Here is a 21,318-nt window from a genome sequence, read left to right on the forward strand (position 1 = left end):
CGCCAAGGGTGATTGGGCGCATCACCATAATAATAGAGCGCTCTGTCATCACGATCTAACGCGGCCCACAGCCCAATACTGCCCTGAACATCATGTCGTTCTTCAGTCGTAAATTGATAGCTGTTTGCCAACCGTACCCAATGATAATGTGCCTTTGCGGGATCTTTTCTGGCTAAGCGTTTTAAACCATAAACCACAATTTCTCGTGCCATTGGAACATCTTGTGCCAAAGAAACGCCTTGAGCTGGCGCTGCAGTGGGCAGTTGCGATAGTAGGCTAACAGGGTTTTTATGTATGTCTTCCCAGCGTTTTGCCCATGCTTGAGCCGTTGCACTTTGATCGACGGTTTTGGCTAAATAATTTGCTAATGGAAATTGTTGATTGCGTAAGGCCAGCATCATCCGTTGCCAGCGTAAATTATCTGTTAACCAACCACGCTGAGTAGCATGGTGAAACACCGCATCACAGGCTTTGTCTTGTGAGGTTGATACTAGCCAGAGTTTTTCAAATGCCTCGCTAGCGGCTTGTTGCTGATTAGTGGCAATTAAAGCTCGAGCATAATTACATTCGCGTGCAGCAGACTGAGGGGCTTGATAAAACTCCAGATACTGTTGCCATTGCTGCTCTCTTGCCAGTTTATCCAGCCAGGCGCTGCGTAGCCGTGCTTTGAAAAAACTATCTTCCCGAGTCTGGAGGAAGCGTTTAATGTTTGACGCTTCTGCATCATTAACTCGATGCTGCAAGTACAAATAATCTAGATACTCATGCAACGGGTAATCACCCAACTGCCCACGCAATTGTTTGAACTGAGCAAGCTGGTGCGTTTGCAGCGCCTTTTTTGCTTGCTGATAGATCTTGCGTTGTTGATTGAGATCAGTTGCCGCAATGGCCTGAACAGGTAAAAAAGCTGCAAGCATCAGCAGCATTGCTATACGAATGTGATTTTTCATGCGGGTATCTTAAAGCAAATTGTCAGAGGATGTACTACCCGACAAACTGTTTTGCAGATGAGTTTCAATATTGTCTAATTTTGGAATAAAAGCCACGTTAGATCCGATTTTTATCTGACAATGTAACCAGTCTGAATCGACAATATCGTGAGTGGGTTGCAAGGCGGTTTCATTGATGGTGATTAGCTGTGGGGCTCCACAGCAAGCAACTGCATAATGTTTGATTTTAGCCTCGCTATTGATGCCATTTATCACACATAGTTTATTAATTTGCCGACTGTTTTGTTGGCCGCTACCAATCATGGTCTCTAAATCAATCACTTGTAACGGTAAATCACGCCAGAAAAATTGGCCGATATACCAGGCCGAGTCAATATCACTGTCGGTCAGGCGAGGCAACGGAATGACTTCAGCAATGGTTGGATTCGGCAGCAGCAAATAATGTTGTCGAAGCGGAATCAACATGCAATGAATGAAATCAGATTCTTTGCTCATAATTGCCTTTAGTTAATGTTTAGCGTTGCTCAGCAGGGTAACGGTTACCCAGCTGTTGTTTCATCGAAATGATCAATTCATCATCTTGATAAGGTTTACCAAAATACGCATTCACGCCAATGGTCAAAGCGCGTTGACGGTGTTTATCGCCGGTTCGAGAGGTGATCATAATGATCGGTAAATGTTTAAATTGTGCATCGTTACGAATAATGGACGCGAATTCAAAGCCATCCATGCGAGGCATTTCAACATCCAGTAATACGATATCAGGTGTTTGTTCATAGAGTTGTGCTAGTGCATCAACGCCATCTTTGGCGGTCACTACATCAAAGCCTAAGCGAGCTAACAGACCACTATTGGCTTTACGCATGGTGATGGAGTCATCAACAACCATCGCCAGTGGTTTGCGATCAATAATCGTCTGTTGATACGTTTCACTGGCCTGTTGCAAGTTAGCCGTTCCTGACGGAGCTTGATATGTATCGATTAATGTTGGGATATCCAGAATAAACACAACCCGACCATCACCCAAAATAGTGGCACCGTTTATAGCATCAATTTGCCCCAGCTGTGCTCCGACCGATTTGATAACAATTTCCCGGTTACTATCAATACTATCCACCGCCAGGGCAATTTTGATATCGCCACTACGAAATAGCAGCAACGGCATTTGTTGACGCAAATTGTCCAGCAAATTGAGTGGTTGGCCGAGCAAATTACTTAGCGGTATAAAGTCATAGTGTTCGCCGTGAAAGGTATAAGTTGGCTTTTGCTGTGCCATTAATTCGCCAATACGCTGAAAACTTATACGTTCACCGGCATTGACAGCCGAAAGTGGAACGGCGAATTGTTGTTGATTAACCGAGATCAACAAAGCCTGCATGACGGACAGCGTCAATGGCAAGCGTAGGTGAAACTGGGTGCCTTTACCCGGTTGTGAACTGATTGATAAACGGCCTTTCAGTGACCGAATTTCGTTACTGACCACATCCATTCCAACGCCTCGTCCAGCAAGCTGTGAGATCTTGTCAGCTGTACTAAACCCTGAGGTTAGAATCAATTGAATCAGCGCTTGTTCGTTGGGAATGTTGTAAGGATCGATTAAATTTTGTGAGATTGCGCGTTGTTTTATTTTTTCAATATTCAGGCCTTGGCCATCGTCAGCAATCGTAATTAATACCTCGGATCCTTCACGTTGCATGCTGATTTGTAATTGACCGGTACGATCTTTACCTTGCTGTGAACGTTCATCAGCGGTTTCCAAGCCATGGGCGATGGCATTACGCAGAATATGTTCAATCGGTGCCACCAGACGATCCAGGATTGTTCTATCCAGTTCCAAGTCTGCACCACTGACAAATAATTGGGATTCTTTATCTAACTCACTATTGGTTTGACGAACAATCCTTTCCAATCGCGGCACTATCGAATTGAACGGCAACAGGCGAGTGTGCATCAAACCTTGTTGCAAATCGGTATTCAATCGGGATTGCTGTAACAGCAGAATATCAGTTTCCCGCATTAGATTGCCCATCGAACGGCTGATATTATTCAAGTCGTTAACGGTTTCAGTCAGACTGCGTGATAGCTGCTGGATGGTGGAAAATCTATCCAGTTCTAATGGATCAAATTCAGCATTAGTATCCTGAACCGTATCTTCATAACGGAAAAGAATTTGGGTTTCAGTTTCTATTTCTAGTTTGCGTAACTGTTCATGCAAACGGGCTACCGTCTCTTCCATTTCCTCAAGCTGCTGATGCATCACACCATGCTGCTGGGTAACCTGGTCACGGGTAATACTCACTTCACCGGCAAAATTACTCAGATAATCTAGCAAGTCAGCACGGACTCTGATTTTTTCAGAGCTCTGTTTACTGGTTTTTGTTTTCTCTGCTCTATCCTTGGCAAAATTCTGGATATCTGGCTGCGGCATTTCAATCAAAGCGGGTAAATCTGCCAGGTTATCCATGTTGTCAATATCAGCAGGTACATAACCGGAATATTGTTGAATATCCTGTAGTAAATCGATGGCAGCTGGAATGTTATCTCTGTTGGCTAATTGTTCCTGCATTTCTGTCAGACGATCTTGACAGCGTTGCAATAGATTGAAAAAGTTTTCGTCAGGTTTTTCTGAGCGATCGGTAACCGAGAGCACCAAGGTTTCTGTTTGATGAGTCAGATCTGCCATGGTGTTAGTGGCGGTTAGTCTGGCACCACCTTTAAGTGTATGCAGATCACGCTGTAACTGCATCGAACCTGCAGGATTTTCCGGTTCCGACTGCCAGTGTTTGATAGCGCGATCGGTTGATATCAATAGTTCGGCTGCTTCTTCGGTAAATGCTTCTAAAATTTCTGGATCAACATCGACGGTTGAAACGTTGTCTAAAGCCGTTAAAGAGGCCCGGATTTGTTCACGGAAAGTCGTAAAGTCCGCAGGCATTTTGTGTTGAATCAACGCTTCAATTTGATCATTAACGATTTCTAAAGCTTCGTCTAGCAACTCTCTCAAATTATCGCTTCGATTTTGAGGATGCATAATCAACCGTTGCATCAATTGATAAAGCGCCGCGAGTTGGGGCAGTGAGGCATTTTCAGCATTTTCTGCTAGTGTATTTAACGTATGTCTGACGGATAACGGTGTCGCATCATCCGTCTGTTGCCATTGTTCCAGCTGTTGGCTGTATTCATTGAGTAAAGTGTCGGTTTCCTCAAGAAAACTAACCAGCTGTTCTGGATCAAGCGGTGCAGTATGAGTTTGTTCTGCCTTTTGTGGGCAAAGCTCAAAAATTCGCCGATCCAGTAAGCGAATATCAGGTTCATCAGTGTCAGTTTTAACGGCTTGCAATAACTGGCTTAATTCAATAATGATGTCATTTAATTCGCTAATAGATTCATCAGTGAATGTTTGCTGCTGGTGATAAAGATTGCGGAACGTCTGGTCAAGTTGCGTCGCAATAATCGCGACAGGTTTTACAGCGGCAATATTGGCACAGCCTTTAAGAGAGTGCGCCGCACTGAGCATGGTTTTGTTAATGACTTTTCCCGCTTGCAAAATAGCGGTTTCCGCAAATAATGTTTGCAGGTGTTGATCAGCCTCCTGAAAGAAAATATCGCGTAATGCTTCGTCTTCCCCATCCTCATCGGTACTATCCAACACGCTCTGCTGTTCAGTGAGTTGTCGGGCAAGTGTGGTTAATGCGACTGCCGATTCAGTGAGATCGGTTTGTGCTTGAGTAAATAAACTTAAACAGTCGTAAACTTCTGGCACTGCTTCCATGACTAAAGCAATGATCTCATCCGAGACAGGTAAGCTACCTTCTAATACCTGATTTAATAAATGTTCTACTGCTTGCGCCATATCGGCAATGGTGTTGGCTCCAGCCATCCGTCCACTGCCTTTCAGGGTATGAAAATGACGACGAATAGTTGGAAGATCGCCATTCTCTGGAGCTTCGCTCCAAATGGGTAATAATTGCTGCAAATCGTCTAAAACCTCATTGGCTTCTTCAACAAAAACCTCGGCGATTTCAGCATTAATATGATCTTCAAATTGCCAATTTCCAGAAATAGCTAAATCACTGATTTCGTAGGACTCGTCAGCTTCGAGCGTTAAAGGGGGGTATTCTTCAAGATCAAGCGAATCCGACATTCCGGTCTCGGCAATGCTGGAGTCAGTTGAGTAATAATCTTGCAACTCCAATGGTTCATCGGTAGTGATGTTCTCGTCGGAGGCTGCGGAAAACGAATGGTAATCTTCAAATCGCAAAGTTTCCGTGTCTGGTTCTCTGTCTTTAAGCGCGTTGATATATAAATCGACAGAGCTCAACTTCTGGGGGGCTGCTTCTTCCAATTTGGTTTCATTGTTATCAGCGACAGACAAATTAATATCTGACAGCTCCAACGTCTCGGCGTGATCCTCTAACTGCAGAATATCCTTCGCTTCAAACGTTTCTTGATCCGGTGAGGCAAAGCTGAGCTGAGATGCATCAATTTTTGATGCTTTATCCTCAAGCGAACTGATATACAAATCAACGGAGCTTAATGTCTGATGTTCAGCGGCAGGTTCGTTCGCACTAGGTTTATCAATTCCGGATAGAACCAATGTTTCATTTTGCTCAGAACTTTGACCAAAGTTCTGCAATGTCAGAAGGGCGGTTTGCAGAATATTGTCATCGGCTTGCCCATTTCGATGCATATTTTCTAGATAAATTTCTGCAGAAGTTAATATCTCCGCCAAATCTTGTTGTGACTGTTCAGAGGACAATATTGACGCATCATCAACAAATTTATCAGCAAGAGAAGTAAATAGATCCGCTGCATTATTGATGTTCAAAATATCGAGACTACCCGCCAACATCCGTAAACTATTGGACAGGTTTTCATGAACAGTATCGGCATTTTCTGATTGCTGGCTGGATTGTAGGATCAGCAATTCTTTAATACTGGCTAATTCGTTAAGACATTCAGTTAATACCGTTTTTTGTAATTGACGGTGAATCGCATCTGAGGCATCGGTTTGTCTTAGTCGCGCTTCGATTTTAAGTAAATCATCTGCAAGACTGGCCAGTTGATTGTGATAAGACTTATCTGTTGCCAGACACTTTTGTAGCGCGGTATGTTGACTATGTAAGATATCACTTTGTTGTTGATGCTGAAGCAGAGAAAGCGTATCCGCCATGCTGAGCAACTGCAGACTAATATCATTGACCGCTTCGTCGGCTTGATCCTCAGCAGTATCAAATTGGCTAATACGCTCTTTTAGTTCTTCAAGTTGTTCTAGTAATGCATTTTGAGCTTCTTGTAATGCCGAGTCACTATGGCCGATAAGTTGTGAGGCCTGATCATAAAAAGTCAGACCAAAGTGTTCTTTCACCCCGGTAACCAAAGGGCCATAACTGCTTGAACGAGCTACCAGCAACAGAAGCTGCTTTAATAAGGTTTCTGGATAACCTGCCAGTAAAGAGTTTTCGTCGCCTTCACAAACCAGACGGATCGCTGAAGCCATTTTACCGATAAGTTGTTTGGCGCTGGCATCATCACGAATACCTCTGTGAACTAATCCCTCTAACAGGGCTTCGGCGACCCACCAGAATAAGGTAGTTTTTTGCTGTAAACACTGCAGGCGTAAATGACGCAAAATACCGCGCATTTTGCGTAGACTTTTATCATCCTGTTCTCGCATCCACGTCAGTAGCAAGTGTTGAAATACATGGGCTACTTTGTGTCTTTCCAAATCCAGTGGAGGAGCAGTTTGAGCAGGATTAGGAGCAATATTATCTGGAAGTGTTAATGAGAGATCAGGGGTAAATACATCGGTTTCTGCAATTGCTGGTTTCTCACGCAGCAATCTCAATTCATTTATTGAGTGCAGCAGACATAACGCATTATCGGGAAACTTCTCATTTAATTTCTGTAAATACGTCGGCAACAGAATTAGGCTGCGAGTAAGGGTTTCTAGCGCTGAATTTTGTTTATCTTCCGGAAACGAGCGCATATGACCAGCGATGGATTGCATTTCAGCTGCAAGCATCTGAGCGCCATCTAGATTAAGCATTTCCAATGTACCATTCACTTGATACAGGTGCTCCACACAACGGCTAAGCGCTTCTGGTTGTTGCGGATCTTCGATATAGGTCTGAACGGATTGTAATGCTGCAGCGAGTGACTTCTGCAATTCATCCTGCAGCCATGTCAGGGCATTGTAGTTGCCTCTGGATTGGGTCATATGCGCTTCTCCGCCGGCTCAGGCTGTATTAAGGTAATTTGAAACCAGAGACTGACTTACGCAATTCGTTTGTCAGTTCGAGCAGTCTACCGATCGCCGCCGCACTTTCATTGGTACCGGTTGAGGTCTGCATGGTGATTTCCTGAATTACACTCATATTTTCGGATGTACTAATCGCCGCTGTAGCCTGTTGTTTTGCATTGCTGGAAATATTGTTGATCAATTCCGCTAACTGTTGGGATACCGTTTCAATCTGTTCCAAAGAAGCACCGGCATCTTGTGATAAGCGAGCTCCGGAAACCACTTCTGCCGTGCTTTGTTCCATCGAGCTAATCGCTTCACTGGTATCGCTTTGGATGGTACGTACCAGGGCATCAATCTGGCGAGTGGCGCTACCTGAACGTTCCGCCAGTCGTTGAACCTCGTCGGCAACAACCGCAAAACCTCGACCGGCTTCACCTGCCATGGCAGCCTGAATGGCCGCGTTCAGAGACAAAATATTGGTTTGCTCAGCGATATCATTGATCAGCTCAACGATTTCGCCGATTTGTTGTGAGCTTTCACCCAAACGCTTCATCCGCTTGGAGGTTTCTTGAATTTGTTCGCGAATGGTATCCATACCGTGGATGGCTTTTTTCACCGCACCGTTACCTTGTACGGCAAGACTTACCGATTGCTTCGCAACTTCAGAAGACTGTGAGGCATTTTCAGAAACTAACTCGATAGAAGCTGCCATTTGGGTAATGGCCGAACTGACCTCAGAAATCTGTTGTGCTTGATGTTCACTGGCATCGGTCAAATGCAAGGCGGTTGCCTGCGTTTCTTGGGCTGCAGAGGCAACCTGCAAGGTAGTCGAGTTGATTTGAGCGACTAGGCTACGTAATGCATCAATGGTGTAGTTTACGGAGTCAGCAATGGCACCGGTGATATCTTCGGTCACGGTAGCGGTCACGGTCAGATCACCATCGGCCAGATCGCCCATTTCATCGAGTAAGCGCAAAATCGCATCCTGGTTATGGCGATTTTGTAGCTCCATTTCGTCCATGGAGTGTTTGATTTTTCGTAAAGGCTGGTAAGCAACTATTAAGGCGAATACCACTGCTAAAATGACGCTTAATCCACTCGCTGCAGCAGTGACTAATGGATCGGGGTAGACCAATACATATTGTCCCGAAACTAATAACCAGATTCCCGCAAGAGCCAAGCCACTGAAAACAATAATCAAAATGAGGTAAAACAGATTTTTGCCGCTGAGCAGTGAAGAAAAAAACAGTTTACTGGTGGCGTTCATATGGCGTGTCCTGAAATAAAATCGTTAAGCGGCTGCATTTAAAAATCTGGGATCTTCAGCCAGTTTAAGCAAGCTGAAAACGTGCCAATAAGTTTCTTGTTGGTAAAGTCGACCCTGTAAATACGGTTTGAGATGCAGGTGCTGTCTTGCGTCTGCCGGTTCTGGCTGCCGTTGAAAATGCTTCAGACCAAACACTTCATCTACAATTAAACCACTGAAAAATTCGGGGTGATTCAAAACGATAACGCGTTTGCGTTTATCTGGTGGGTTGCTGCTACCTTGTAAAAAAAAGTTTAAATCAATTAATGGTAAAAGATCGCCACGCAGGCTGGTCATTCCAACAACCCAGGGTTGTGATTTTGGGACAGGAGTGATCTGTTGTGGAAGCGGGAAGACTTCTCGGGATTGGCCAAGCGGGATGAGCATATGAAGGTTATCTAAACGAAAGCCAATAGCTGTCCAAGCGCCTTCCATATTATCTTGCTGAGATAAGCCCGCAATACGCTGCTGACTGCGACGTTCAATATCCTTGAGGATGGCAATAATATCTGCCGGATTGTCCATTGTGGTCATGCTGACACTTCCACCAATTCGTTTATTTGTAATATCAGGTCTTCTTCGGATACGGGTTTACCTAGATAACCGCGTGCACCTTGGCGCATTCCCCACATGCGATCAGTTTCCTGATGCTTGGATGAAACAATCACAATTGGAATATGTGCAGTGGCACTGTCTTTCGTTAATCGACGAGTGGCCTGAAATCCATTTAAACCTGGCATTACAACATCCATCAAAATTAATTGAGGTAATTGAGATTGCGCCATCGCAACTGCTTGTTCGCCGTCTGTAGCGACGATGACTTCGTGACCGTTCTTTTCCAACATTTTCTGTAATACATACACTTCAGTTGGCGAATCATCGGCTATCAAAATTAAAGCCATAAAAACCTAAGCGTCCTTGTTTTTGTCTAACAAATGCGTCCGTATCGCATCCAATAAATCATCACGGGTAAAAGGTTTTGTCAGATATTGTTCTGCACCAACAACCCGCCCCTTTGCGCGGTCAAACAGACCATCTTTGCTGGATAACATCACTACCGGAATATCCCGATATTTGGGATTATTTTTTACTAAGGCACAGGTTTGATACCCATCTAGGCGCGGCATCATGATATCGATAAAAATAATATCGGGATGCTGCCCACTGATGATCGGCAACGCCTCAAAACCATTATCCGCGGTAAGTACTTCACAACCTGCTTTTTGCAGCAGGGATTCAGCACTACGGCGAATCGTTTTGCTGTCATCGATGACCATCACCTTAAGGCCTGAAAATTCTGATAAAGTCTCACTCACGGTCATTTGTACCTACAGCCTGACACATTCGATTAAAATCAGCCTTGAAGATAACCCATTTTTGTTCGTCAGGCTAGTGACTACTTTCGATGTTAAGGTCTGTTATTCCTTCATTTCTAAACGCATGACAGAGTATGTATGACTTGAAATATCCAATCTGTGTCCCATATCACAGTAACAATGGTCTGTTTATCTTTCATCGCCAGCAGTGGTGGCGATGAAAGATAAACAGATCTTAGCCCTGCCAGCCTCATTTTCATTGATTTAGAGAGTTCATCATGACTTCAGCCGTACCACATCTCATTACCGCCCTGAATGGGCCTTTACTGGAATTGGAATCACATTTATTGGAGCGGCAGGCAGATGTTGAGTGCTGGTTGCGAGAACAATGGTTGAAAACCCCAGCGCCTTTTTATGCGTCAGTTGATTTGCGAAACTCTGGTTTTAAATTGGCACCCGTCGATACTAATTTATTTCCGGCGGGGTTTAACAATCTAAATCCTGCCTTTATGCCACTCTGTGTGCAGGCGGCACAAGCAGCTGTTGAACGACTTTGTCCGAAAGCCCGACGGGTATTAATCATTGCTGAAAACCACACACGAAACCTGTTTTATCTGGAAAGTGTAGAAACCTTAAGAGATATTTTCGAAAAAGCCGGTTTGGAAGCGCGCATTGCTAGTTTGCGCGAAGATATCAGTGAGACTATTCAGGTCGAATTGCCCTCTGGAAAAACCTGTGAAATTTCTCCTTTGGAACGACAGGGAAACCGAGTGGCGATAGGGGATTTTTCGCCCTGCTTGGTGTTGTTGAATAATGATATGTCGGCTGGTCGTCCAGCGATCCTTGAAGATCTGGAGCAGCAACTTGCACCACCACTAAATGCCGGTTGGTCGACTCGCAAGAAATCCGATCATTTCACCCATTATTCGATGGTGGCACATGCCTTTGCCGAAGAGATTGGTATTGATCCATGGTTGGTCTCACCGCTGACGTTGCAATGTGGCGAGGTAAACTTTATGGAACGAAGTGGCATGGAATGCTTAGCACGTAATGTGAATACACTACTCACAGCCATTCAAAATAAATACGATCAATATGGCATTGATCGTGAACCATTTGTTGTGGTGAAGGCGGACTCGGGTACCTACGGGATGGGCATTATGATGGTGAAAAGTGCTGATGATCTGTTGAATTTGAATCGTAAGCAACGTACCAAGATGTCTTCAGCCAAAGAAGGCTTGGTTGTTGATAATGTGTTGGTCCAGGAAGGGGTGTATACCTTTGAAACGTTGGGTGAAGATCAAGCCGTAGCTGAACCAGTTATTTATATGATGGACCATTTTGTAATAGGTGGTTTTTATCGTGTACATACTGGAAGAGGTGTGGATGAGAATCTCAATGCGCCAGGCATGCATTTTGAGCCATTGGCATTTGCCCAGTCCTGTATTACTCCCGACAAGTTTGATAAACCTGACGCTGAGCCAAACCGGTTTTATGCTTATGGCGTAATTGCGCGGCTAGCATTATTAGCCGCGGCGAGAGAATTAGCTTAGTTAGTATGTTCGCTTAAATAAGCGATAGTCATGGTCTGGTTATGCAACTGACTATGACTATCGTCTTCTCCGGAACAGATTTCACCATTGGAGTAAAAGCCAGTAATACCAGTTTGCATACCCAACAACCGCTGTACCGCATACACTTCATCTGAAACTTGATCTTCCATCACCAGTTTACGACCCACACAACTGACACAGATCGCCAAGGCTTTATCGTTAATATCCACTTTCTTCAATAAAATCTGCCGGGCGGCGTCGCTGGCTCCGGCGACCAGTTGATCGTGATCTGATTTCAGAAAACGTACTGTGGATCCTTCAGCAATATTGCCAGCAAAGGTCATGCTGTTTTCTTTTTCATTTATCGACAGCAACGTTCTAATCACGTTAACGTTTTTGTCATCCATGATGGCGAAAGGAAAATTCAGCCCCGAGGAGGGTAGCTCGCTAGCGTAGTAACCGATATACATCTTATATAAAGGCAACGCTGGTTTGTTATCCATTTCATAGACAACATTCTTGATAGCTTTAGTAATACGTCTTGGCGGACCATAAGGCTTCCAGCCACCTAATGCACCACTGGTCACAATGGCGTCTTTGCCGTAAATGCCAACAGCTATTACGATACGATCTTTGATTTGATCATTATTCAGTAACAATGTCTTGGTAAATTTGGCATCATCGCCGGCCAGTCCGCCGGTAATTGGGGTGTTAGGTAATACTTCCTGCAAGCCCTCGACCAGTTCTGAACCATTAACATTGAGGCCGTCACTGAGGATAAATACGCCTTTCAAATCTGGAGCAATTAATTCGTTTGCAATCTGAGCACCTAACGCATGCGATTGCTCCATGCTATTCACGGGTTTGCAAATAAAGCGCAGTTGGCTTTTTTGCCATTGCATGGCGGTGATATGCACACTGTCATCAAACACGCCGTCACCGGTAATTTCACCCGAAGTAGTGCAGCCAATGATTTGGGCATTGGGATAGCGTTTTTGAATTTGACTAGCAAAGTTACGTTCACTAAAGCGATTAACGGAACCAAAAACTAACACCCAGTTTGCTTCACTCAACGTCGATGCTGAAGAGAGTTTGTTAAAACCGTTTTTGGTTGGTAAATGTTCTTGTACAAACTTCATTTTAGTAAACCTAACATCCTGATATTGAAATGAATCATTAGCATCCTTGTTAACTGTGTTCAAAAACCTCAGCCGATACTACATCAGTTCGGCGAAAACTGGGAGTAGCATAATTCAAAATGTGAACTGATTTGCACAAATCTGGCGCATAAAAAAGTCCTGAGCAAAGTTATTTGCTCAGGACTTTTTTAAAAACGTTTATAAAGCCTAACCAGAAAGTTTTTGTTTGAGAATATCATTCACCTGGCCCGGATTAGCTTTGCCTTTCGAGGCTTTCATCACCTGTCCAACAAAAAAGCCGAATACTTGCTCTTTACCATCACGATATTGCTGTACTTGCTCTGGATTAGCGGCTATCACGTCATCGATCATTGCTTCAATCGCACCAGTATCAGTCACTTGTTTGAGACCCTGGCTTTCGATGACCGCATCAGCATCAGTGCCTTCACCGTTCCAGATGGCTTCAAATACCTGCTTGGCGATTTTGCCGGAGATGGTGTTATCCTGAATTCGAAGTAACACACTGCCAAGCTGTTGGGCAGAAACTGGAGATTCAGTGATCTCCAGGCCTGCTTTATTCAATGCACCGGAAAGATCACCGATAACCCAATTAGCACATTGTTTAGGATCTTTATTGCCTGTTGAGACAAGCACAGCTTCAAAATAATCTGCCAGTTCGCGACTGCTGGTCAGCACACTGGCATCATATTTTGATAAACCCATGTCATTGACGAAACGATCGCGTTTTTCATTCGGCAGTTCCGGCAACGTAGCGCGGACCTGGTCAAGCAGCCCTTTATCCAACACTAATGGCAATAAGTCTGGATCAGGAAAGTAACGATAGTCGTTGGCTTCTTCTTTGCTGCGCATGGAGCGGGTTTCATTTTTATCTGCGTCGTACAGGCGGGTTTCTTGAACCACGGTGCCGCCAGATTCAATCACATCAATCTGCCGTTCCACTTCAATATTGATAGCGCGTTCAACATTCCGGAATGAGTTGATGTTTTTCAGCTCGGCGCGAGTGCCGAATTTTTCCTGGCCTTTGGGACGAATCGATACGTTGGCATCACAACGGAAAGAACCTTCCTGCATATTACCGTCACAGATTTCTAGATAACGCACCAGTGAATGGATTTTTTTCATATAGGCTACAGCTTCTTTAGCGCTGCGCATATCGGGTTCGGAAACAATTTCCAGCAATGGCGTACCCGCACGATTCAGATCGATACCGGTTTGACCGTGAAAGTCTTCATGCAAGGATTTACCGGCGTCTTCTTCAAGATGGGCCCGGGTGATGCCAACTATTTTCTCGCTGCCATCTTCCATTTCGATGGTGATTTCGCCTTTGCCCACAACTGGCAATTCAAACTGGCTGATTTGATAGCCTTTAGGTAAATCTGGATAGAAATAATTTTTGCGGGCAAACACTGAGCGATCAGCAATTTCAGCATCAACGGCTAGACCGAATTTAACAGCCATGCGGACCGCTTCTTTGTTCAACACCGGCAGCACACCCGGTAAACCCAGATCAACGGCACATGCCTGAGAGTTAGGTGCCGCACCGTAAGCAGTGGCTGCTCCGGAGAAAATTTTTGTTTTGGTTGCAAGTTGGGCGTGGATCTCTAACCCGATAACAACTTCCCATTCCATAATTGACGGCCTGAATTTAAGTGGTTAAAACCCGGAATTGTAGCAATTATTCACGCAGACTTAGAATTTTCCAGTCACGTTGTCGTGCAATTTCGGCCAATTTGTCGTCCGGATCTACAGCGATAGGTGTATCGACTTGTTCCAGCAATGGCAGATCATTGTGCGAATCGCTATAAAAATAACTTCCGGCAAGATCCAGCTGATGTTCAGCCAACCAATGTTGCAGACGTTCTACCTTGCCGTGCTGGAATGACGGTACGCCAAAAACTTTTCCGGTATAGCGTCCATCCAGCATTTCAGGATCAGTCGCAATCAGATGGTTGATTTTTAACAGTTCTGCAATCGGTGTGGTTAAAAAACTATTGGTTGCGGTGATGATTAACAGTATATCGCCTTGCTGGCGGTGGTATTCAATTAACTCACGACCTTTTGGCAGAATAATCGGCAGGATTTTTTGTTGCAGATAATCGGTGCGCCAGTTCAGCAGATCTTGCATGCTGTTTTTGGCCAGAGGCTCAAATACAAATTGCAGAAAGGCATTTATATCAAGATTGCCAGCTTGATAGTCGTGATAAAAGGCCAGATTGGTATCGTGATAACTCTGCGGATCTACAATGCCATTTTCCGCCAAATAGCGCCCCCACAAATAATCACTGTCACCACCGAGTAAAGTATTGTCTAAATCAAATATTGCTAAAGCCATTGTAACTGGTCACGTCCCGATAAAATGAGCCACTATTGTAAGACAAAATGCGTTGCATCCTCATGTCTCATTCACTAATCTAAACTTATTAAATAAATTATTGTGCCGGCGGCCGTTGCTTACCGATGCCCCGGTGAGAGATTGAACCGTGATAGACAAAGATGGCTTTAGAGCCAATGTGGGGATTATCCTCTGCAATGACCTCAATCAAGTGTTGTGGGCGCAACGTGCTCAGCACGACTCATGGCAGTTTCCTCAGGGCGGCATTAAGATAAACGAGACGCCGGAGCAAGCTGCTTTCCGTGAACTGACAGAAGAGGTTGGTCTGGGTCGTGAGCATGTTGAGTTGATTGCAACCACGAGGGGCTGGCTGCGTTATCGGCTGCCGAAGCGTTATTTGCGCTACGGTAACAAGCCTTTATGTATCGGTCAGAAACAACGCTGGTTTTTAATGCGCTTTACCGGTGATGAAACCGATGTGCGGTTGGATTTGCATGAGAAACCAGAGTTTGACGATTGGCGCTGGGTAGATTATTGGACGCCTGTCGAAGAAATCGTGTTTTTCAAACGGCGGGTGTATGAAAGAGCGCTACATGAATTTGCACCGCTGCTATTTCCTGAATACCGCCAACGTGCCGGTAACCGCGATTCATCAGTTGGCTAAGTCAGCCGTTTACGAAATACACTCGAATTACGTTGGTAGTTATACAAAGCCTGTTTTTGCATCGGTAAATCACTAATAGCAGAAGGCTGAAAGCCATGCTCGATAAACCAATGCGCTGTTTGAGTGGTCAGCACATATAAAGTATCCCAGCCTGATTTTTTAGCTTGTTTTTCCAATATAGTTAATAGCTGCTTGCCACGGCCCTGGTGACGGTAATCGGTTGATATCGCCATACAGGCTAATTCTGCAGCATTATTTTCCGGGTAAGGATATAAGGCAGCACAGGCGACTACTGTGCCGTCACGTTCCATCACGGTGAAATGTTCAATTTCCCGTTCCAGCAATTCCCGTGAACGTTTAACCAATACACCGCTTTGTTCTAAAGGCTGAAGAAGCTCAAGAATGCCACCGACATCTTCAATATTCGCCTGACGAGTAGTTTCAAACGAGGTAGCACTGATCAATGTGCCTACACCGTCACGGCTGAATAATTCCTGCAATAATGCGCCATCCACTGATCTATCAAGTAGATGTACCCGGCAAACACCCGCCTCACAGGCGGTAACGGCAGCGTTAAGTGATGGATGATCATAATCTTTAACTTGTTGTAAAGTGATTTCGCGTGGCAAATCAGCATTACTCTGACCAATAAATATTAGCTTGTCAGCCTGCAATCGGGTGGCCACAGCAGTGGCAATCGCCTCGGCCGAAAGGTTAAAGATCTCACCGGTAAGCGAGTAGCCTAAAGGCGGTAGCAATACTAAATTACCATTGCTTAATTGTTGTTGAATACCTTCAGCATCAATACGTCTGACTTCGCCGGTGTGACCAAGATCAATACCATCAATAATGCCTGCAGGGCGCGCAGTTACCAGATTGCCACTGACACAACGGATCCGTGAATCGGCCATCGGTGTGTGCGGTAAACCAAAAGACAGTTTGGATTCAATGGCGATCCGCAAATCACCGACTACAGCACGAGCAACTTGTAGACTGGCATCATCGGTTACCCGCAGGCCGCGATGATATTTCACTGCAATATCAAGTTTTTCACATTTCGCTTCAATTTGGGGGCGGGCTCCGAAAACCAGTACCAGTCTAATATCCAGGCTATTGAGTATCGCCAGATCGTGAATCAGATGATCAAAGTTATCTGCTGCGACCGTTTCACCATCAAAGGCAATAACAAAAGTCGCACCACTGTGCGCATGAATATAGGGCGCGGCAGCCCTGAACCACGATGTGGTAGTGGCGAAATGCGCGTCAGTCGGTTGTTGTGATGATGAATTCATAGTGCCTTTTTATCGTAGTCTCAACATGCTTGCCAAGTTGCGTGTAAAATCTCTTAGATAATCTGGTGAGTTTCTCTTGTTTCAGAGGGAGCGCCAGTTTCAATTTTTGTTGGAGAAAATCAATGCCTGAATATCGTTCAAAAACTTCTACAGCCGGCCGGAATATGGCGGGTGCTCGTGCTTTATGGCGGGCCACTGGCATGAAGGATGATGATTTCAGCAAGCCTATTATAGCGATTGCGAACTCATTCACACAGTTTGTACCAGGCCATGTTCATCTTAAGGACCTGGGACAGTTAGTGGCGCGTGAAATCGAACGGGTTGGCGGTGTTGCGAAAGAATTCAACACCATTGCGGTCGATGACGGTATCGCCATGGGGCACAGTGGTATGTTGTACAGCCTACCGTCGCGTGAAATTATCGCCGACTCGGTTGAATATATGGTCAATGCACATTGTGCGGATGCGCTGGTCTGTATTTCCAACTGTGACAAAATCACTCCTGGCATGTTGATGGCGGCATTACGCTTGAATATCCCCGTGGTATTTGTTTCCGGTGGTCCGATGGAGGCCGGTAAAACCAAATTGGCAGGTCTGGACGTAAAACTTGATTTGGTCGATGCCATGGTCCAGGCTGCAGATGACAATGTTAGCGATGAGGATGTGGCCCAAGTAGAGCGTAGCGCGTGCCCGACATGTGGTTCTTGCTCTGGTATGTTTACCGCTAACTCAATGAACTGTTTGACCGAGGCTCTGGGATTGTCATTGCCGGGGAATGGTTCTCTACTGGCTACTCATGCTGATCGTCGCGAATTGTTTTTAGAAGCAGGTCGACGTATCGTCGATTTGGCCAAACGTTATTATGAAAATAATGAAGAAGATGTTTTACCCCGCTCTATTGCGAGTAAACCGGCATTTGAAAATGCCATTGCTTTAGATATCGCGATGGGGGGGTCAACTAACACCGTTTTACATCTCTTGGCTGCAGCGCACGAAGGTGAAGTGGATTTCACCATGTCGGATATTGATCGCATGTCACGTAAGATTCCAAATCTTTGCAAAGTAGCGCCAGCCACCAATAAATATCACATGGAAGATGTACACCGTGCCGGTGGTGTTGTGGGTATTCTGTCTGAGTTGGCTGCGGGCGGTTTATTGCATACTGATGTTCCAACTGTTCACAGTAAAACGCTCGCCGAAGGCCTGGCATTATGGGATGTCGCGCGCACAGATCACGAACCAGCGCTACAACGTTATTTGGCGGGTCCTGCTGGTATTCCAACCCAAACGGCTTTCAGTCAGGATTGCCGCTGGCCGTCATTGGATCTGGATCGTGAAAATGGCTGTATTCGGAATGTTGAGCACGCTTACAGTAAAGATGGTGGTCTGGCTGTCCTGTTTGGCAATCTGGCCGAAGAGGGCTGTATCGTTAAAACTGCTGGTGTAGATGAATCGATTTTAAAATTCTCCGGTCCGGCGCGTATTTTTGAGTCGCAGGATCATGCCGTGACCGCCATTCTGACTGAACAGGTTCAGGCTGGCGATGTGGTATTGATTCGTTATGAAGGCCCGAAAGGCGGACCAGGTATGCAGGAAATGTTGTACCCGACCAGCTATCTGAAATCTAAAGGTCTTGGCAAACTTTGCGCCTTGCTCACCGATGGCCGGTTCTCCGGTGGTACTTCTGGTTTATCTATTGGCCATGCCTCACCGGAAGCGGCAGAGGGTGGCAATATTGGTTTAGTTGAAGAGGGCGATATTATTCATATCGATATTCCCGGCCGCACAATCAATGTTGAATTGTCTGATGCTCAACTGGCAGACAGACGTATCCATATGGAACAACGTGGAGACATGGCCTGGAAACCCGTTAATCGCGAACGCAAAGTCAGCCTTGCGTTGCAGGCTTATGCCGCTTTGACGACTTCTGCTGCAAAAGGCGCGGTACGTGATGTGGAGCAGCTAAAACGCCGCTGAGGGATTACAAAACTAACCACAGAGACACAGAGAATGCTTGAGGGTTGATGTGGTTATTTTATCCGCAGATTACGCAGATTCTTAATATGTATTTGCAGGCAATAAGCCTGCAAATACATAGCGTATGTTCTCTAACCAACATTTTTTATAATTCGCTTGTCAGCTGCCTTGTCTCTTAAATACAAGATAAACACTAAGAAAAGCGGGTAATTAATCTGCGGATTTTTTCAATAAGCCACTCAACCCAGCATGAATATCTTTTTAAAAAAACTCTGTGTCTCTGGAGGGTATTCTAAAAAACCTAAATCTGCTGAGCATAAAGTTTCTGATAAATGCCGTGTTCTTGAATCAGGCTGTCGTGATCGCCATCGGCAATGATTTCACCACCATCAAACACCACAATACGATCAGCTTGCCGAACGGCACTTAAGCGATGGGCAATGATTATAGTGGTGCGGTTTTTCAGATAATCTGCCAAGGCGATATGTAAATGATGTTCGGTATTGCTATCCAGTGCAGAAGTAGCTTCATCGAGTACAACGACGCTAGGATTCATTAATGCCATTCTTGCCACGGCGAGTCGCTGGCGTTGGCCACCTGAGAGTTTGACACCTGAGCGACCAATTAGGGTATCCAAACCTTTCGGCATGGCTTGAATCACATCTTCAATCTGTGCCGTTTGAATCGCCTGCCAAATAGCCGCATCGGAATAATTACGTCCCAGTGTAATATTTTCCCGCACTGAGTCATTAAACAACGCCGGATGTTGTAACACCGTCGCCACATGTTCGCGCACACCTTCCAAGCCAATATCACTCACCGGCACATCATTGAAATACACCATACCTTTATCGGCGGGATACAAACCTAATAACACATTAACCAAAGTCGATTTACCGGCACCGCTAGCCCCAACCAGAGCCACTTTCTCCCCAGCTTTGATTTCCAGCGAAACACCACTGAGCACTGGATTATTTTCGTCATAACTAAAATGCAGATTCTCAATCCTAATACTGCTGGCTTGGCCGTCGACAAACGGATTGGTTTTGGCCGGATAAACCACTTCCTGTTTTAATGAAAACAATTTGTTCAATCTGGAAACCGCCGCACCGGCAGCGTAATACGCATACTGAATATTCAGCACTTCTTGCACTGGGCCCATCATGAACCATAGATAGCCAAACACGGCGAACATCTGGCCAATACTCAGATCGGAAAATACCACCATCCACATGCTGACAGCGCGAAACACATCAAATCCAAATAGGAAAATAACAAACGAAATACGATTGGCTGCATCACTTTTCCACGCATAACTGGTGGCATGAATTCGCACGCCACGAGCACGATCGATCACCCGCAGGAAGTAATGCTTTTCACGATTGGCGGCTCGGATCTGCTGAATAGCGTCAAGGGTTTCGGTCAGACTTTGCTGAAAAATTTCTACGGCGGTGTTTTCATTTTTCTTCAGATCTTTAACTTGTTTGCCCACCCGCATAGTGAAATAAATCACCAGCGGATTCATAAACAGAATCAGTAAAGCCAATTGCCAGTGCAGAAATAGCAGAATGACTGCCGTGCCAATGATGCTTAACACCGCGACGATAAAGCGGCTAATAGTGTTGCCGATAAAGTTATCAATGACCTCGATATCGGTGACAAAATGTGAGGAAATACCACCACTGCCGCGGGTTTCATATTCACTGATGGCGATTTTGCCCAGCCTTTTGATCAGCTGGCGGCGAATTCGGAAGGTAATGCGTTTGGCGATAATGGTGAAATAGCGTGATTGCAAAACGTTTAATACCAGCGAGGCCAAACGTAATACCAATGTCAGGATCAACATGGCGCTGATAAACAGAATTGGGCCGTGCCATTCTTCGGGGGTGAATGAGGAGATAAATGCCACAGCGGTGCCTGGCTGATTTAGCAGCACTTCATCGACCATTATGGGGAGCAATAATGGCACTGGAACCGCGCACAGAGTGGCAATAAATGCGATCAAGTTGGCTTTAACCAGATGCTTTTTATAACTCAACGCTTGTTTGAGTATGCCTTTAAGCTGATAGCTAGTTTCTGTGCTCATGGATGTTAATCAATTCTTTACGGTCGGTAGGCAGCAATGCAACGGGATCTTGTGCCGGTATTAGACCAGTATTTGCTGGCCTTGGCTGTTGAAAAATAACTACAGCTGATAACCCCATATTTTTGTTACTGTTTCAGGTCGAAGCACCTGCGGTGGTGATCCTTGGGCGACGAGTTCACCCTGATGTAAAAGCCACACTTTGTCAGCATACCGACTCGCTTGGTTCAGATCATGCAAAATACTGATCACCGCGAAGCGATTTTACCAAATTCAATAACGGATGTTGCTGACCAGATCCTGACAGAATTAATTAAAGAGTTTAACCAAAAACAAATAATCTTCTTAGATAAACCTAAATGATAATCGTTATTATTTACATAAGGTATGGGGTGTGATAATTTTCTCAGCCTATTGCAGCATCTGATGACGACTGCAACTC

At 45.1% G+C, this 21,318-nt stretch carries 15 protein-coding genes and 1 pseudogene; 4 read left to right on the forward strand and 12 right to left on the reverse strand.

The genetic code is table 11. From position 1 onward, the window contains the following. The 7 genes and pseudogenes from ACN0V2_RS12800 to pilG all read right to left on the reverse strand — a co-directional run. Positions 1-950, reverse strand: a pseudogene (locus ACN0V2_RS12800) (transglycosylase); the annotation flags it as partial. 9 nt (positions 951-959) lie between these two features. Beyond that, entirely contained in the window at positions 960-1,445 is a 486-nt protein-coding gene (locus ACN0V2_RS12805) for a chemotaxis protein CheW (RefSeq protein WP_417551216.1), read from the reverse strand. 19 nt (positions 1,446-1,464) lie between these two features. Continuing rightward, positions 1,465-7,170, reverse strand: coding sequence for an Hpt domain-containing protein (locus ACN0V2_RS12810; protein WP_417551217.1), 5,706 nt, complete (start codon positions 7,168-7,170; stop codon positions 1,465-1,467). Between the two features lie 28 nt (positions 7,171-7,198). After that, positions 7,199-8,461 (reverse strand): methyl-accepting chemotaxis protein, encoded by a 1,263-nt coding sequence (locus ACN0V2_RS12815; RefSeq protein WP_417551218.1) that lies wholly within the window; start codon positions 8,459-8,461, stop codon positions 7,199-7,201. 24 nt (positions 8,462-8,485) lie between these two features. Then, the gene (locus tag ACN0V2_RS12820) at positions 8,486-9,034 is read right to left on the reverse strand and encodes a chemotaxis protein CheW (RefSeq protein WP_417551219.1); all 549 of its coding nucleotides are present in this window, start codon (positions 9,032-9,034) and stop codon (positions 8,486-8,488) included. Further along, positions 9,031-9,402: a twitching motility response regulator PilH gene (gene pilH, locus ACN0V2_RS12825; protein WP_417551220.1), complete on the reverse strand. Its 372-nt coding sequence runs from the start codon at positions 9,400-9,402 to the stop codon at positions 9,031-9,033. Before pilH ends, ACN0V2_RS12820 begins: the two co-directional genes overlap by 4 nt. Positions 9,403-9,408: 6 nt before the next feature. Further along, positions 9,409-9,816 carry a twitching motility response regulator PilG gene (gene pilG, locus ACN0V2_RS12830; protein ID WP_281198070.1) on the reverse strand — a complete coding sequence of 136 codons (408 nt, stop codon included), beginning with the start codon at positions 9,814-9,816 and terminating at the stop codon, positions 9,409-9,411. 278 nt (positions 9,817-10,094) lie between these two features. Here pilG and gshA point away from each other — a divergent pair, with 278 nt between their 5' ends. Further along, complete coding sequence (gene gshA, locus ACN0V2_RS12835) at positions 10,095-11,369, forward strand: glutamate--cysteine ligase (protein WP_417551221.1); 1,275 nt, start codon at positions 10,095-10,097, stop codon at positions 11,367-11,369. On the opposite strand, the gene ACN0V2_RS12840 is transcribed toward gshA, so the two are convergent. The 3 genes from ACN0V2_RS12840 to ACN0V2_RS12850 form a co-directional block, all read right to left on the reverse strand. Beyond that, positions 11,366-12,508, reverse strand: a complete 1,143-nt coding sequence (locus ACN0V2_RS12840; RefSeq protein ID WP_417551222.1) for an FIST signal transduction protein — start codon at positions 12,506-12,508, stop codon at positions 11,366-11,368. The genes gshA and ACN0V2_RS12840 overlap by 4 nt on opposite strands. A gap of 207 nt (positions 12,509-12,715) precedes the next feature. Continuing rightward, a complete protein-coding gene (gene gatB / locus ACN0V2_RS12845) occupies positions 12,716-14,158 on the reverse strand; it encodes an Asp-tRNA(Asn)/Glu-tRNA(Gln) amidotransferase subunit GatB (protein WP_417551223.1) in 1,443 nt (480 codons plus the stop codon). Positions 14,159-14,204: 46 nt separating this feature from the next. Further along, complete coding sequence (locus tag ACN0V2_RS12850; RefSeq protein WP_417551224.1) at positions 14,205-14,861, reverse strand: HAD family hydrolase; 657 nt, start codon at positions 14,859-14,861, stop codon at positions 14,205-14,207. Positions 14,862-15,009: 148 nt separating this feature from the next. Between ACN0V2_RS12850 and ACN0V2_RS12855 the strand changes: the two genes are divergently transcribed. After that, positions 15,010-15,525 (forward strand): RNA pyrophosphohydrolase, encoded by a 516-nt coding sequence (locus ACN0V2_RS12855; protein ID WP_417551225.1) that lies wholly within the window; start codon positions 15,010-15,012, stop codon positions 15,523-15,525. Here the strand turns inward: ACN0V2_RS12855 and argA are convergent. Next, a complete protein-coding gene (argA, locus tag ACN0V2_RS12860; protein WP_417551226.1) occupies positions 15,522-16,817 on the reverse strand; it encodes an amino-acid N-acetyltransferase in 1,296 nt (431 codons plus the stop codon). The two genes, ACN0V2_RS12855 and argA, sit on opposite strands and share 4 nt — an antisense overlap. A 122-nt stretch (positions 16,818-16,939) precedes the next feature. Between argA and ilvD the strand changes: the two genes are divergently transcribed. Further along, positions 16,940-18,793, forward strand: coding sequence for a dihydroxy-acid dehydratase (gene ilvD / locus ACN0V2_RS12865; RefSeq protein WP_417551227.1), 1,854 nt, complete (start codon positions 16,940-16,942; stop codon positions 18,791-18,793). 301 nt (positions 18,794-19,094) lie between these two features. On the opposite strand, the gene ACN0V2_RS12870 is transcribed toward ilvD, so the two are convergent. Further along, complete coding sequence (locus tag ACN0V2_RS12870) at positions 19,095-20,879, reverse strand: ABC transporter ATP-binding protein (protein ID WP_417551228.1); 1,785 nt, start codon at positions 20,877-20,879, stop codon at positions 19,095-19,097. Positions 20,880-21,110: 231 nt separating this feature from the next. Here ACN0V2_RS12870 and ACN0V2_RS12875 point away from each other — a divergent pair, with 231 nt between their 5' ends. Next, positions 21,111-21,239 carry a hypothetical protein gene (locus ACN0V2_RS12875; RefSeq protein ID WP_417551229.1) on the forward strand — a complete coding sequence of 43 codons (129 nt, stop codon included), beginning with the start codon at positions 21,111-21,113 and terminating at the stop codon, positions 21,237-21,239. Positions 21,240-21,318 lie beyond the last annotated feature (79 nt).

Source organism: Methylophaga sp. (genome assembly GCF_048266885.1).
Classification (GTDB): Bacteria; Pseudomonadota; Gammaproteobacteria; order Nitrosococcales; family Methylophagaceae; genus Methylophaga.

Excerpts from the sequence above, each read along its gene's own strand:
- ACN0V2_RS12805 (WP_417551216.1), bottom strand. The coding sequence starts at position 1,445 with ATGAGCAAAGAATCTGATTTCATTCATTGCATGTTGATTCCGCTTCGA.
- ACN0V2_RS12810 (WP_417551217.1), bottom strand. The coding sequence starts at position 7,170 with ATGACCCAATCCAGAGGCAACTACAATGCCCTGACATGGCTGCAGGAT.
- ACN0V2_RS12815 (WP_417551218.1), bottom strand. The coding sequence starts at position 8,461 with ATGAACGCCACCAGTAAACTGTTTTTTTCTTCACTGCTCAGCGGCAAA.
- ACN0V2_RS12820 (WP_417551219.1), bottom strand. The coding sequence starts at position 9,034 with ATGACCACAATGGACAATCCGGCAGATATTATTGCCATCCTCAAGGAT.
- pilH (WP_417551220.1), bottom strand. The coding sequence starts at position 9,402 with ATGGCTTTAATTTTGATAGCCGATGATTCGCCAACTGAAGTGTATGTA.
- gshA (WP_417551221.1), top strand. The coding sequence starts at position 10,095 with ATGACTTCAGCCGTACCACATCTCATTACCGCCCTGAATGGGCCTTTA.
- ACN0V2_RS12840 (WP_417551222.1), bottom strand. The coding sequence starts at position 12,508 with ATGAAGTTTGTACAAGAACATTTACCAACCAAAAACGGTTTTAACAAA.
- gatB (WP_417551223.1), bottom strand. The coding sequence starts at position 14,158 with ATGGAATGGGAAGTTGTTATCGGGTTAGAGATCCACGCCCAACTTGCA.
- ACN0V2_RS12850 (WP_417551224.1), bottom strand. The coding sequence starts at position 14,861 with ATGGCTTTAGCAATATTTGATTTAGACAATACTTTACTCGGTGGTGAC.
- argA (WP_417551226.1), bottom strand. The coding sequence starts at position 16,817 with ATGAATTCATCATCACAACAACCGACTGACGCGCATTTCGCCACTACC.
- ilvD (WP_417551227.1), top strand. The coding sequence starts at position 16,940 with ATGCCTGAATATCGTTCAAAAACTTCTACAGCCGGCCGGAATATGGCG.
- ACN0V2_RS12870 (WP_417551228.1), bottom strand. The coding sequence starts at position 20,879 with ATGAGCACAGAAACTAGCTATCAGCTTAAAGGCATACTCAAACAAGCG.
- ACN0V2_RS12875 (WP_417551229.1), top strand. The coding sequence starts at position 21,111 with ATGCAAAATACTGATCACCGCGAAGCGATTTTACCAAATTCAATAACG.